Here is a 14,323-nt window from a genome sequence, read left to right on the forward strand (position 1 = left end):
CAAAATCCTCTTGCCTTATACGCGAACTTCTTTGATGATTAACGATTCCGTTTGCACTTTTTTGTAAAATTCATGCGGTGGAAGATCGAGAATACTCGAATGAATCCTTCGCTCGTTATAAAATTTCATGTACTCCATCACGGCTTGATAAGCTTCTTCATAGCTGTCAAACGCCATTCTTCCTAGACATTCCTCCTCCAGTACACGATGAAACGCTTCAATATGCGCATTCATATTCGGCGTCCGTAGTGGAATCCGTTCATGTTCGATTCCAAATCGCTCACAGGCAATCACAGGTTTATTTGCCTGTTCAAATTGCTGACGCTTGAATAACGCTCTTTGAAGCGTCTTTACGGCATCACTTTCTGAACAACTCAACCCAATATGGCAATCAATCACCGAACGGTCATACACATCGATGAGCGACAAAACCAAGAAAAAGCGTTCTTCTCCTTCGATATATCCATATTTCACATCCATTTCCCATAACTGATTTAGCTTGTAATGATGCGATTCCGAGCGAGTTTCTTCGGATATGGAATCCGTTTCTCTCGCTGCGGACGTAGTAAGTCCATCGCTTTACACAATCAATATACTTTTTTCTTACTGATCATCACAAGCTGATGGTCTCTTCTTAACTGAATGGTCAGCTTGTGATATCCGTAGGCAAATCCTTCTCCCATCACAAGCTCAGAGAGCCATTCTTCGATTTGTTCGTCTGGCACTTTTTCGCTAGTTGCCGTTAGAGAGTAGCCGGGTGTTGGACGCCCCCCCACCTACTGTTTTCTTCTCGACTTTTCCGTTCTGTTGATAATAGTAGGTTGAGCGATGGATTTCTAGAATCTCCAATACTTTTGTAATCGGATATCCTTTCTTGATCCACTGCTCGGCTACTTCCAATTTTTCGGTAAGTGTAAGGGTTCTTCTTTTTTATCAAATCACGCAAAATCGCGATTTCTAAATCTTTTTCCCCTAATAGCTTCGTGAGCTGCCCGTTTTCTTCCTCCAGCCGTTTGATTTCAACTGAAGAGGGAGAGGAAACCATTTCTTGTCCTAGTTTTCCTTCTTCATATGCCTTCACCCATCTTTGCACAAGATTCGGGCTAAGCTCGTATTTTCTAGCTACCATGCTTTATTTCCAGCTTCTAATGCTTCTTTCACCAACTTGCTTATATTACAAAAAATTCTTTGTATTACTTTATTTTTTCAATACAATTATTGTATATAATTGTAATATATTAAATTTTTAGCTATATTACAACATCCCCTTACCCTATGCTATGATTTTGTTCTGTTTCACAAGTGCATTACATGCCTAGTCTTAATCTTTCTAGGGGTGATCATTTTGAACGCTACGAAATTTTGTATAGCAACGTTTCTTTCAAATTTTGGGGATGTCATATACAGTGTTGCTATAGCTTGGTATATTGCTGACGTTTTGCAATCAGGGTTTTTGATGGGAGCAGTTTTATTTTCCCTAGGTTTGTCGAGATTTATTGCTGGGCTTCTTTGCGGACCGGTTATTGATCGAATAGGGGCAAAGTTATTTCTATGGTTGTCAGACATGATAAGGGCAATCATTGTGTTAGTTTTGGCTATTCTGTTATGGGATCATACTATCTCTTTTGTAATTCTCATAATGGTCTCCGTTTTGTTTGGAGCGATTGATGCTTTTTATTGGTCAGCCTCAGAATCAATAAAGCCAAGATTAGTCGCTACTGAATATTTGAGTCGTCTCAATAGTCAATACTTCACTGTTGTAAGAACAACGATCATTTTGGGCCCTTTAATCGCCGCTTGGATGGTTGAATCAATCTCAATAGAACATTCCTTGATAGCTATTTCTATCTTATATGTATTTTCAACTTTTTTAATTTTGTTTATTGACTCTAAAAATAGTCATCTTGAAAATATGAACGATAATAATGACAAAACTTCTTACTTTTCGGATTTAAGACTTGGTTTTAGTTTTTTGAATAGACAAAAAATGATTTTTTATTTGGTTATAACTATGTTTTTTGTAAATATTGGAGCAAACGGGGTTAATGTATTGTTCCCTTTTTTAGCTAAAAATGTTAGTGATGATGCTAAGTATTTAGGATATATATATTCATCGATGTCAATGGGAAGTTTGTTAACTGGTTTAATCTTTTCAGTTAAAAGCATTCACAGGGTTGAATTGAAGATTATTTATTTATCTTTTCTTTTACAAGCTGCTGGTATTGCCGCACTATGTTTCACCCAAAATTTTTTGATTATTCTAATTTTCGTTTTTGTAATTGGCTTAATTACTGGTTTTATAGGAGTCCTTATACCTACTTTTGTTCAACGTTCTGTGCCTATTCATTTATTAGGAAGAGTTAATAGTATTATGATGGCGATTTCAATGCTTTCAACGCCAGTAGCCCAGTTTATTTTTGGGGTCAGTGTTGATTATTTCAATATAAAATATCTTTTCTTCATTGCAGGTGCTTTGGGTATAGTTACTAGTTTATCTTCGTTATTAATTAATGAGAGAAAAGGTACGCCAAGAGAAACTGTAATGTAAAGGAGGTGTTAAGCTTGAATATATTAGTTGGCGTTACAGGTTCTTTAGGAGTTGTTGAACTACCTGTGTATTTTGCATACAATAAACAATTATGCAGTGTTTGTCACTGAAAACTTAATGGATTTCCTATAATTTAAGATAAGTGGTGAAAAATGCTAATATTTTATAATCTGAACCGAACCTCTTAGCAGGTCTTTTCTTATGGCTCTGTTAGCCACATCATTGAATGACTACTGATTGTCACCGTTGTATCTTATCTTTCCCCTCTCAAGTATAAATAAAAAAGAAAAGCTCCGCAGGGATTTTTCTCTGCAGAGTTTTTCGGTAAATTTCGGGTGTTTTCTTAAATGTATACTTTTGTAACAGCTTATCTTTTTTTAATATCGTTTCTAAGTTTGTCGCGTATATTAGCGTACAAAAGTAAATTCATAATAAATTGTTGTCCTTGGTCCTAACTGATACACATGTTGTTTGGAAGAGAACCTAAGTATATTTTATCTTCTACTAATAAATCAGGGGCATATTTTGAAACATAATTTTTTACTTTTTCTATTTTTACTGAACCTTTTTTACCAGCGGTTAATCTTCCGTTGTGGAAAAATCGATATTCCGTTTTTCTTTTTGAGATTGAATACTAATTTTTGGGATAGTTAAAAATGATTATAAGCAAAACACCCGCACATTTGCGGGTGTTTTGCTTAAATAACCATATTAATAATTCCATTTATCCATTCAGGATTTTCTTCGATTCCGAGCTTATTACAAAGATTTTTATGGACTCTTTTAAATTCTGGAACGATACTTTTCATCACATTCATCATTTCAAGGGGATTTCTACCACACTCCCAACTTTCAAGGAGGGATAGTTGCCAAGCTTCTAGTTTACTTCTTTTCCCTTCGTATTTTGCCCAATCACCAAACGTATTTGGTTGGATTCCTGCTTCCATATACCAAGCTGTTGCCATTGATAAACGTAAGCTGTCAATACATTTCAAAGCGTAATAATACTCTTTTCTCATTACTCTGCGATAAGCTTCATGAAAATACGCAAAAAACTTTGATCGCCAAAGTTCAAATTCCTCCATTGTTGGTTCATAGGATAAAGCCATTGATTTATTTAAAATATCTGCCAGCATTCCATTCGTGTCTTTTATAATTTTTATATTTTTCAACCATACGGAAGGATGAATGTCTTCAGGTTTATAATAAAATGTATCCACTTTAACAAAACAATCATAGTGAGCGATTGAATAAGGTACAAACGGACCTAAATCCTCAAAATAAAGAACATTTCCCCATTTTTTAGGGCGATTTTTTTTGTTCGAGATAAATGCTTGAAATTTTTCAGGTAATACAACGATGCGGAGGTCAATATCGGAATATAGATCCATGTTTTCATTTCCGATTGAACCGCCATAAAAAGCCGCTAATACATCGTCGTCATTGAACAAATCTTTTTCAATTGCAATCATTAAATCTTGACGGTGTTTTGGAATTTCTAAATCTCTTTCATTGTGTCTAGTTACAAATCCCACACATTGAATAACAACTCCTCTAAAATATATTTTTAGAATATAAATCCATATTGATTTTATATATTAGATATTTAACATTTGATTCCTTCCTTTCTATTTTTTATCTAGACAAATAAGAACACATGCGCTAATATTTATATAAATTAACTCAATTTATTTTTTGGCTACAATTATCATTTTTTTATACGAATTATCAAAGTTTATACCTGATTATTAAGTAAACTTACTGACTTATCATTTTTTTATCCTTCACTTTATATTATGTAAACTAAAATCCAAAAATATAAAAGTAGTTATTCGCTACTTAACTTCCCTTTCTTTATAATCAACAGCCTGTTTTGTTCTTTTTAGTTTCTGAATTTTACATATTTTACTATCTTGTATATAGACAAATAAGAACGCATTTGCTAATGTTTACATAAATAATCTCGATCTCGATGAGTTACTGATGAAGATGTTTCATGAGTTTTATCCCAATGAAAAAGAGAAGCAAAGATAAAAGACCTCCCCTTTAGTTAGCCTAAAGGGGATTTTTATATCTTACTGCTTATATGTTTGTGAGGATACAAGGAAGCTTCAGCTATTCTTCGGACAAAGGATTGTATATCTTTCTTAATTAATACTGCCAGTTTACATTTACTGTTCCTGTTGTACTCGTAGGTGTAGTATAAACGTGATTGGAACCGCTTTCCCAAATAACATTGCCACTTCCGTCTTTTTTAATAAACTTAAACTCAATTGTCTTTCCTTCTGGTACGCTGACATCAACATACCATGTAGGATAGGAGTAAATAACTTGGTTAAATAATGGACCAATTGCTTTGCTTGTATTCCAATTGCCAAGTTCATGCACATTACCGACAAGATAAATGTTTTCTCCCCAGTTTGTGTTGGCGTTGTTTACAACAAAACGAACAGATACTTGGTCATTCGTTAATACTTCAAAATTATCATAGGCAGCGCTCACTTGCCCTCCGGATGTTTGGACGGTAATGTTATATTTTCCTGCAGGTATATTCGGTACAGTTACAGTGATTTGATTGTTAGACCAAGACACTACGGATGCGACTGTGTTTCCGAATTTCACGGTACCAACATTTGTTCCGAATCCTTCACCGTCAATGGTTAATTTGTGACCGACCTGCCCCATCATCGGTCCAATATGACCAATAATTGGCACACTTTCTGCTGCACTATATGTCCATACACCAACTTCCCCTGGTCCTAAGTTAAATGCGTTAACTGCCCCATTTGAACCGACTTGAATTGTATTTCCGTCTAAAAGAGCGCCAAGCTGATCCGTATAGGTTCCTGATGGTAATGCTGTAAATAGGCCAGTAATCGAATAGCTTTTGCTTAAACTGCGATTAACAGCGACTAACACAACATCTTTTCCAAACTGTCTCTCATAAATGTATACATCACTATTAATCCATCTCTGTTCTGTATCGCCATAAGAGAGCGCCGGATTGCTTCGTCGAAGGGAAGATAGTTTCTGAATTACTTGATAAGCACGGGTATTTTTATTAAATGAAGTCATCATTTTACGGTTATTAGGATCACCGTTTCCAGTCATATATTGTTCCGTACCATAATAAATATTCGGCACACCACGGGATGTCAATAAAACGGCGAGTGCTATATCAACCTTGCGTGGATCTCCCTCGTCAGCCATAAACCGATCCATATCATGATTGTCTATGAATGTTACTTGATCGATAACCTCATCGTATGCCGATGCTGTATCTTGAATCATTTGGTTAAATCCATACCAATCATCGCTGTTATTGCGCAATACTTGGCGAAGCTTTTGTCCGAAACGAAAATCAAGTAAACTCATTCCACTTTCATTCGCGAAGAAGTGATTATTGGAATCAACTTCATTTTCTGACAAAAACCATTCCCCAAATGTAAAGACAGGACGATAGTCATAAACCTCATCCATGAACGATTTTTGCCAGCCGAATGGCATGTGCTTAACCGCATCCATGCGGATACCGTCAATCCCCATATCGAGCCACAATTTTATCGCATCTTTTAAATATTTATCAATAAATTGATTTTGATGATTAAAGTCTGCCAAATCAAACAAATTCCGATAAATACCATCCTCTAAGTTTGAAAACGTCGTTCCGCCATTGTGATGGAAATAACTATTGGTATCATTTGTGTAACCACCAATTAACGTACCGTTATCATAAAGACGACCATTTTCCATATAAGAAGGATTAGTTTCTGAAGCAGGAGAAGTATGATTCGGTGCAAAGTCAATGATTACTTTTATTCCTTTAGCATGTGCGGCATCGACTAAGCGTTGGAAATCACTTAGGGTACCGAAGAAGGGGTTCGTCTTTTTAAAGTCACGTGCCCAATAACCGTGGTATGATGTAGAGCCATCGGCATCGTTCATAACAGCAAATACATTTTCCACTGGTTGGGATATCCATATCGCTGTTACACCCATTTCTGTTAAATATCCATCGTTAATTTTGTTAATAATACCTTGCCAATCACCACCGCAATACTTGCGTAAATTCGTACATCCTGAGCTAAATAAGGATCCACTTGGATTATTAGATGTATTTCCATCCACAAAGCGGTCTACCACAATTTGATAAACAATATCCGATGTAAAGTTTACCTTATTAAGATTTCCAGCTGCTTCAACGGTAACTTTCTGTGTATCAGAAACCAAAAAAAATGCGCTGAATACAAGTGACATGCTCAAAACCACCGAAAGCCATCTTTTCATGCAATGATCCTCCTTATACTTAATAATAGCTTTTAAAATGGTAGAGTTGCTAAGGATGACCTCACCTCCTAATATATAAAAACCCCGTCATATCAATAAAGATACGACGGGGTTGTGTTTCCATCTCCAATCAATGAAAACAAGCATTGCCCTCAGATTGAAACACCAACAACGAAGTCATTTTTATAATATTCTGTCTGTTATTTCTTGTCAAGACGGTAAGTGGCAAGGAAGGTAAAAAGGAACAAGAATTATTATTTCGTCTTAAGAAGTTGTTTTCCAACTCCCTTTCCCCGGCTCACATCTCGAACATACGCACTCACCTCTCAGCGATCTGATACCTTACTTTTACACCAGCCTTTAATGCCTTCTTCATCTTCAGCGACTACACATAAATTTGCGGCAATAGTCGATTCCCATTTTTCTAATGACGGTACTGTCGTTTCAACGTTGCTTGTCCTGCCGCAATTCCTTGCTTGTAAATTTCCTTAACTTGCAGCAATCCTCTATATTAAAAATCCCTCCTTATTTTCATTTTCGTTAAATTTGTAAGCATTATGTCATTATTTTAATCTTAATTTTTGTTAAGATATCTTTTTCGACATGATATACACTTTGACCATTCATATAACTTCATTCATGTTCTAATTTGTTTATCAAACTTTTTGCTTCTTTAGCATCTCCCTTTAAATACAATTATAGTTCCCTTCTGCCTATTTGAAGGGAACCTCCGCATGGCTAAAAATATAAACGAAGCTAAAAAACATCAACTGCTAATGGTGAACGTCTTGAAAAGTAATCACGCGATGGTTAATTTGGTGACTTTTGCTTTTTTGAAATCACATCACATTCCTCTTCTTTTATTATTGTTCTGTGGCAAGTGCTTCTCTATCCTCCGCCATTGGTGGCTGTTCCACCCATTTGTTTTTAATCATCAAACTAAACGCATCCTTCATATACTGCGCAAGTTCCGCCATGAACCTTGCATAATGAAGGGATAAGTCCGCGCGCTGGCAAGATCCTATCGCTGTTCCATACAGAGACAAGGTAGTAGAACCAAAAAGGGTCTTATGATACATCATCAAGCGATCAGAAAAAGGGGCAACGGTAGAATTTGTAATTTCCGCTTCCTCTGATTTTGGAGTAGAGAGCTGTTCTTGAGATAAGATGGATTCCATGACTTCAACTTGTTTCGTGTAAATTTCTACCCCTCTCCATAAATGTTTGCTGACTTCTTTGGATTGAGCTACTTGAGCGAAAGCCATCGTAAAGGCTTTGCTTAGCTGAATTTTTTTCAAATCCCAATATACATGGCTAATCTCTATACAGCTGAGCGGCCTTTTTCCTCCTAGAAAGCTTCCCATAAAACGTTTACTTTCAATAAACTCCACCTCTTTACGAGGATAGATGTATGGGGGCCTTGATACAAATCCTTTTTGCAATAGTAGATCGATGGACTGATTAAAGAGTTCCATCGATTCATCTTCACATTGAATAAAGTAATCCCTTACATCTTTACGTATCGCTGTGGCGATGGCACCAGCATACAAAGCCATCCCGTTAACCGCCATCAAGTACGTGTAAGTTAAACAAATTTCGTCTGAAAACAGCCTAGGAGCACTCAGATTGACATCGGCCTCATTAAATCCGTGAGGAATCGGGAACTCATCTTGACTTAAATAGTCCTTTACTTTTGTTATGTGGCTCTCTGCTAATTTAAAGGCAAACTCTAGAATAGGACGAATAGATGCATCCTTCACAATATTCAACATGTATTTGTAAACACAAATGGCCATTGTGTCACTTTGATATTGCGACCAAAGGGCAGCAATTTCTGGGGCGGTTAGCCTTATATAATGGGGTGTTTGTTTGCTTACATTGTCAATCTGCTGGTTCATATGTTGTATCCCTCCACCAATCTTTGTTTCGTGTATGTATTATTATGCACAGAAACAGATTTCTCATATGTGGTATTATTCCCGTTGATTTGTAAAATAACATAAATAAAAATCATGTCGTTTATGCATACTACTTTTAATTATGGATTAAGCACGATTTGGCCATTCCTAAATAAATAAGACAGGAAGCTTATTTGCTCCTGTCAAGTTTATTTTTTAAAACATGGATTTTAGTTTATAAAAGAAAATTAACCAATTAGGGATCATATATGATGGGAAAGTTAGATAACAATTCTGCTTTTCGATTCCTCGTTTATTGTATGAATTTGACCCATTTCTTCTCCTCTTATCTATAACTAAATGTAACAATGATTTCGGACTGAAAAGCTTCAACATTTACCTGAAGGTTATCAATTTTTTTAGTGCCTAAATTTTTCATGAAAGTCTCTAGGCTATTGTAATTCATCCAAAACTCCTGATGTGAGTGATAAAGAGGGTACACATACGCAAATACCTTTTCCCCTGTTCCTTGTCCAAATAAGGCCTCCGAACTGGTTTTTAATTTGTCTTTAATGTATGTTTCAGTGTATTCCCCTTTTATCCGATTGTGATAGTCATCCCAAAGACGATTGATGAACAAGGAGATGACAATTTTATCACTATAATTAGGATAATAAGGCTTTTGATAGGATTGGTCCCACATTAGAAAAGAAAAATTATAATAAGATTTTGCTATAAAGGCGGGATTTCTCCCAAATTGAATCGCCACTCTCTACTCTGCCGCGTTGCTAGAATTGTAGGATACTTTTGTGTAATAGCGGGTATCTACCAGTGACTGTACCACGCTGTAAATTTGCCGATGGATGTACGGGTTGATTTTGCTGCTAGGCAATTTTGGGTTCATGTTGTCAAAATAGAAAGCGCCATTTTTCACTTGGAAGGTTTCAAATGAGAGAAGGTCTTTGTATTTTTCCGGATTAAAAGGACTGCCCGTTAAAGCGCGATAAATGAACGCTGCCATTTGGGCTCGCGTGACATAATGGTTGGGCTTGAAGGTTAAATCCATATATCCGTTAGTGACCTCGCTTGCGGCCAATTTATCGATATAGGAATATGCCCAGAACTTAGCGTTTACGTCTTTAAAATCTACCGGATAGTCGCCTTTTAACATTCTTCAGTCGAGAAGTCTCCCACTTCTAAATCTTGCGAAGCTTGATGAAAGTGGGAGATGAATCGACTTCGGACAAGGACAGGCTTTTGCCTGTTCAATTGTCTGACCCTGTGGTAAAATAAACCTATGTCGTTCTTTCATAACTGGATATAGGAGGTTGCATGGAGAAAATAAAATGCGAAAACCAAGCGGATCCTTCCATGCGTAAAATATCCAAGGTACAAAAGAACTCCGAATTGTCGGACATCTAGGGTTGGAACGACCCGAAGTCACGCTCAGGGAGACGAAAGGCGGCTTTCGTCGTGGAACTGAGAAGCTCCCACTTCAAGCTTTAGCTAAGTGGTGAGTAGTTCACATGAAAGGCCTCTACAAGCACTTTGGCCATTTGCGCGCGAGTTAATGGTTTATCCGGACCGAATTTGCCGCTATCATCCCCTTTGAAAATTCCTTCGTTAACGGCCGCTTTGATATAATCATAATCCGGATGGTCTTTAGCCATATCAGGGAAATGAACATCCTTATACTTCGGGATTGTTGATATTTAGTTTTAAGGCTTTAACGAGCATTCTAGCGGCTTTTGCCCGTGTAATATTCTCATTTGGACAATGGCTGTTTCCCTTTAGGACTTCTGCAATCCCTTGATTCAACAGATATTGAATTTCCTCAAAAGCCCAATAAGCCGAATTCACGTCGTTAAATGCCTTGATTTGAGCGGCTTCAACACGTGTAGGCTGCTGAATATTTTCCCACTATAAGACTTAACCCACAAATCACAGGAACTATTTTTTTTATGTAACTCCCCCATTTCTAATAGTTGGTGTTTGGCTAGTTGTTTTTTATTATTTAGCACATAGTTCTATATTTTAAATAAGCGATGTAGATAAAAAAGAAGGATCTCTTTTACATTAGCTCCTGTAAATCTTACCTACCATGGCTCTATCTGTTTTGTATTATTCCTTCTGGATGACATGGCACACTCTAAATCTATCCATTCGACTCTCCTGATATTTTCTTCAGGTGATTTTCAAGTCGAGTTGCTCGAATGCTTTTTTGTCCTATTAGCAGCTCTCACAGCTAGATGCAGGAGAGCAACATTCCCGATCCATCTGCTTGTTTTTGTCCAAATTTTTCTCCGTTTCTTTCACTTCAACAATTTGGATATCGCAACAACCTTTGCTTTCTTCGGATTTGCCAAATAGAACTTTCAACATGTTCATCTAAAATACCTCCCTCTATAAATGTTGATATATCAATGGTTGTAGCCATTTCAGGGGTGTCAAAAAAATTTTTTTCGACACGTTTTCTAACTTTGTTTCTCAAATCTGTATATATATGACATTGGATGGGTGCGCTTCGCTGCCACTACCGGTTTAATTTGGTTGTAATGGTTGTAAATGTATGGGATGCACCTTGGATCTCTGCATCGCTGATGATGACGAACCCTCCCATGTCTCTGGGCATCCTTGTGCCTACATTCCTTCGTTCAGTCTAGTCATCAGGCAGAGGCTGGCGAAGCTCCTTTAGGGACTCAAGGTCGAATGGATGATATCGTGCCAGCTTCTCCGTGTCATCCTTGTTGTCTAGGGAATCACAAGGCATGCAGGCATCAAGCCGCCGTTTCGAGACCAAAGATGTCCTGCATCATTCGCTTCGCATCGAACGCCTGGTGCTTCGTACACACAGCGTGCAGTACCTTCAGTAATTTCCCGCATAACACCACAATGGATTGCTTCTTGCGCAACGGATTATCGGGCCGTGTCGTGTAATATTCATGTAACTGTCGAAACGCTTCGTTGTGGCGGATCATCGGCATCATCACGCGGAAGAGGAGGGCGCGCAACCGCCTTCTTCCACGCTTCGAGATCCGTTTTTGCCCTTTGTGTTGGCCGGAGGAATGCTCCCGCAGTGTCAGGCCCGCAAGTTTCAATAATTGGCGCGGATCCTGATAGTGGGAAAAACTCCCGATTTCCGATAACAGTTCCACGATAGTCGCATCCCCTAAGCCCGGAACCGTTTTGAGCCATTCGTATTCCACGGATGTTTGCACAAGTTCCGTTAGTTGCTGGGTCAGTGCCTCGATTTCTTCCTCCAATTGGCGGTACCAGCGGACAAGTGTGGCGATTTCGATACGGGCCATCTGTTGTCCTTCCGTTACGCCAATGGAGTGTTGGGCCAGTTCCATCAACTTCTTCGCTTTCGGCTTTTGTGGCGATTGTAATCCCTCGCTTTGCCGGTAAAGGGGGAGAACCTCTTCGATCTCTTTCCCTGCTAAATCCGACGGAAACGGCGTCTGTTCCAGCACAGCGAGCGCCATTTTCCCAAACGACGGAAAGACTTGCGTAAATTCCGGAAAATACCGATCGAGCCAGCGAATCATCTGGTTTCGAACCGCCCCCTGCTCTTTCACGAGTTTGGATCGAAACGTCGCCCCTGCGCGCAGTTCGGCCTCCATCCCTTTCAGAGTACGCGGATAGCTGAATCGGCCGTCTTTCACTAACCGGGCAATGACGAGCGCGTCTTTCGCATCATGCTTGGTTGGAAGATTGTCGTCTAGCTCTTTAGAGCGCTTCACGTGCATCGGGTTTGTCATCACGAGAGAGATGCCCTTCTCGTCAAGAAAGTAAGCGAGATTGAGCCAATAATGTCCCGTTGGCTCGATGCCAACGATCACTTCCGTTTTTTCAAATTCCTCCATCGCTTTCACGATGCACTGGTACAACCATTCCAACCCTTCTCTGGATTGCGGAACGGGAAACGATTTTTTTAGCACCCTCCCTCGCTCATCCACAAAGCAGGCATAATGCTTCTTTTTCGCGATATCCATGCCAACGACGAGCGTTTGATCGGTGACTTGATTAATCTTCTTGTTTGAGATAGAATTCATGTATAGTCCTCCTTGGTATCCAAATTAGGGGTCAATTCATCCGATTGACACCCCCGAATCATACCAAGAGGGCTTTTTTTATTCAAGTCCCCGAAAAAACTTCTAACAGGAATGCTCCTTATATCACATAAAATAACCATCCTGATAATGTGGCCATTGTTATGACAGAACCGATAAACGCAGCAATAAGCTTCTTGTTAAAGATGCTGTGCAATAATGTAATCTCTGGCAAGCTTGCACCGGCTGAACTAATCATCAACGCCATGATAGGTCCCAATGCCATCCCTTTGGCGAGCAACATTTGTGAAATAGGAATCATTGTGGAAAGACGAATATACAATGGAATTCCGATGATTGCTGCCAGCGGAACAAGCCACCATTTATCACCTCCCATATAGGTCGAAATCCATTCGGACGGCACCACTCCATGAATTATGGCCCCAATGCCTGCGCCAACAAGTAAATATGGATAAACGTTTTTCATGAGCTGAAACGTCTCTTGAAGAGCTTCTTTTATGTTGCGCTTTTTGCCAAGGCGCATTTCTCCTTTCACAATGACCTGTTTCACTTGATGTTCGAATCGGAATTTTTCAAGTGCAAAACCAATGAGAATGGACATGATAGCGGTGATTATCGTATAAGCAAGCGCTACTTTTACTCCAAGTATCGTCGCCATGAGGGTTAATATGGTTGGGTCTAGCACAGGCGAAGCAAATAGAAATACCATTACAATCCCAAAACGGACTTGCTGATTTAGAAGTGATACAACAACCGGTATCGTTGAACAGGAGCAAAACGGCGTAATAAAAGCAAATGCTATAGCAATCCCTGCTCCTAATAATGGGTGATGCTTTGTTAAGAAATATGTCATTTTGGCATAAGGGATATAGCCTTCTAAAAAGTTAATGATGAATGAAATACTAAAAAACAAAAGAGTCAATTCAAACATAATATAAAGAAAATCTTGAAGAGCAGCTATACTCATGGACAATCCCCCATTGCGTTTATTTTATTTGCAAAATACAAATATTTGTTTTAATGATTGGCAAGCCTTATTAGACTTGCCTTAAAACAAGGGTTTACAACAAACGCTCGATTTCGCCATGCATTCATTCAGTAATTTAATCGAACGAATCACGGTTTCTTTCTCAAATTCAGTCATACGCGAAAATACCTCGGCTAAATATTGATTGATTTCTCGATCAATGGTTGTTGCAATAAACTTTCCTTGGGTTGTTAAGGACAGCATGTATACGCGTCTATCTTCAGGGGATGGCTCTTTTTTTACAAGCCCCATTTTCACTAAATTTTGAATTTGCCTGCTGAATGTTGTGATATCCATTGCTAATATATCGGCTATTTGCTGCATGGAAGGAGAATGATGCTTATCAATTTCATAAAGAATATGGCTTTGAGCCAGCGAAATATCTATAGGATCAATGGAACAGCAATTTTTATTCAGCAATCCGAAACGACGTGTCATCACCTGAAACAGCTCTCTAATGTTTTCCATTTTTTTCACCTCTATCATTATT

The 14,323-nt window shown here is 38.4% G+C and carries 15 protein-coding genes; 1 reads left to right on the top strand and 14 read right to left on the bottom strand.

What is annotated here, in order from left to right:
* Positions 1-15: 15 nt before the first annotated feature.
* The 3 genes from GRQ40_RS08930 to GRQ40_RS18525 form a co-directional block, all read right to left on the bottom strand.
* Complete coding sequence (locus tag GRQ40_RS08930) at positions 16-474, bottom strand: integrase core domain-containing protein (RefSeq protein WP_159719785.1); 459 nt, start codon at positions 472-474, stop codon at positions 16-18.
* A 113-nt stretch (positions 475-587) separates the two neighbouring features.
* A complete protein-coding gene (locus tag GRQ40_RS08935; protein ID WP_159719786.1) occupies positions 588-776 on the bottom strand; it encodes a hypothetical protein in 189 nt (62 codons plus the stop codon).
* On the bottom strand, positions 743-1,129 hold the full coding sequence (locus tag GRQ40_RS18525) for a transposase (RefSeq protein ID WP_236546429.1): 387 nt from the start codon (positions 1,127-1,129) through the stop codon (positions 743-745). Before GRQ40_RS18525 ends, GRQ40_RS08935 begins: the two co-directional genes overlap by 34 nt.
* 207 nt (positions 1,130-1,336) lie before the next feature.
* Here GRQ40_RS18525 and GRQ40_RS08945 point away from each other — a divergent pair, with 207 nt between their 5' ends.
* Complete coding sequence (locus GRQ40_RS08945; RefSeq protein WP_159719787.1) at positions 1,337-2,548, top strand: MFS transporter; 1,212 nt, start codon at positions 1,337-1,339, stop codon at positions 2,546-2,548.
* Positions 2,549-3,246: 698 nt separating this feature from the next.
* On the opposite strand, the gene GRQ40_RS08950 is transcribed toward GRQ40_RS08945, so the two are convergent.
* The 11 genes from GRQ40_RS08950 to GRQ40_RS09005 form a co-directional block, all read right to left on the bottom strand.
* Positions 3,247-4,083: an aminoglycoside 6-adenylyltransferase gene (locus GRQ40_RS08950; protein ID WP_159719788.1), complete on the bottom strand. Its 837-nt coding sequence runs from the start codon at positions 4,081-4,083 to the stop codon at positions 3,247-3,249.
* Between the two features lie 616 nt (positions 4,084-4,699).
* Positions 4,700-6,835, bottom strand: coding sequence for an alpha-amylase family glycosyl hydrolase (locus GRQ40_RS08955; RefSeq protein WP_159719789.1), 2,136 nt, complete (start codon positions 6,833-6,835; stop codon positions 4,700-4,702).
* Between the two features lie 863 nt (positions 6,836-7,698).
* Positions 7,699-8,733: a DUF3231 family protein gene (locus GRQ40_RS08965; protein WP_066149315.1), complete on the bottom strand. Its 1,035-nt coding sequence runs from the start codon at positions 8,731-8,733 to the stop codon at positions 7,699-7,701.
* Between the two features lie 346 nt (positions 8,734-9,079).
* Positions 9,080-9,502: a hypothetical protein gene (locus GRQ40_RS08970; protein ID WP_159719790.1), complete on the bottom strand. Its 423-nt coding sequence runs from the start codon at positions 9,500-9,502 to the stop codon at positions 9,080-9,082.
* Between the two features lie 3 nt (positions 9,503-9,505).
* Positions 9,506-9,904, bottom strand: a complete 399-nt coding sequence (locus GRQ40_RS08975) for an S-layer homology domain-containing protein (protein WP_066149319.1) — start codon at positions 9,902-9,904, stop codon at positions 9,506-9,508.
* Positions 9,905-10,235: 331 nt separating this feature from the next.
* On the bottom strand, positions 10,236-10,403 hold the full coding sequence (locus GRQ40_RS08980; protein WP_082741694.1) for an S-layer homology domain-containing protein: 168 nt from the start codon (positions 10,401-10,403) through the stop codon (positions 10,236-10,238).
* Between the two features lie 19 nt (positions 10,404-10,422).
* The gene (locus GRQ40_RS18980; protein ID WP_159719791.1) at positions 10,423-10,593 is read right to left on the bottom strand and encodes a hypothetical protein; all 171 of its coding nucleotides are present in this window, start codon (positions 10,591-10,593) and stop codon (positions 10,423-10,425) included.
* Positions 10,594-10,962: 369 nt separating this feature from the next.
* On the bottom strand, positions 10,963-11,121 hold the full coding sequence (locus GRQ40_RS08990) for a hypothetical protein (protein ID WP_156450535.1): 159 nt from the start codon (positions 11,119-11,121) through the stop codon (positions 10,963-10,965).
* 389 nt (positions 11,122-11,510) lie between these two features.
* Positions 11,511-12,788: an IS110 family RNA-guided transposase gene (locus tag GRQ40_RS08995; protein ID WP_159719187.1), complete on the bottom strand. Its 1,278-nt coding sequence runs from the start codon at positions 12,786-12,788 to the stop codon at positions 11,511-11,513.
* Positions 12,789-12,906: 118 nt separating this feature from the next.
* Positions 12,907-13,773, bottom strand: coding sequence for a permease (locus GRQ40_RS09000; protein ID WP_159719792.1), 867 nt, complete (start codon positions 13,771-13,773; stop codon positions 12,907-12,909).
* A gap of 81 nt (positions 13,774-13,854) precedes the next feature.
* A complete protein-coding gene (locus GRQ40_RS09005) occupies positions 13,855-14,301 on the bottom strand; it encodes a MarR family winged helix-turn-helix transcriptional regulator (protein WP_159719793.1) in 447 nt (148 codons plus the stop codon).
* Between the last annotated feature and the right edge of the window lie 22 nt (positions 14,302-14,323).

Source organism: Anoxybacillus sp. PDR2 (assembly GCF_009834045.1).
Lineage (GTDB): Bacteria > Bacillota > Bacilli > Bacillales > Anoxybacillaceae > Anoxybacteroides > Anoxybacteroides rupiense.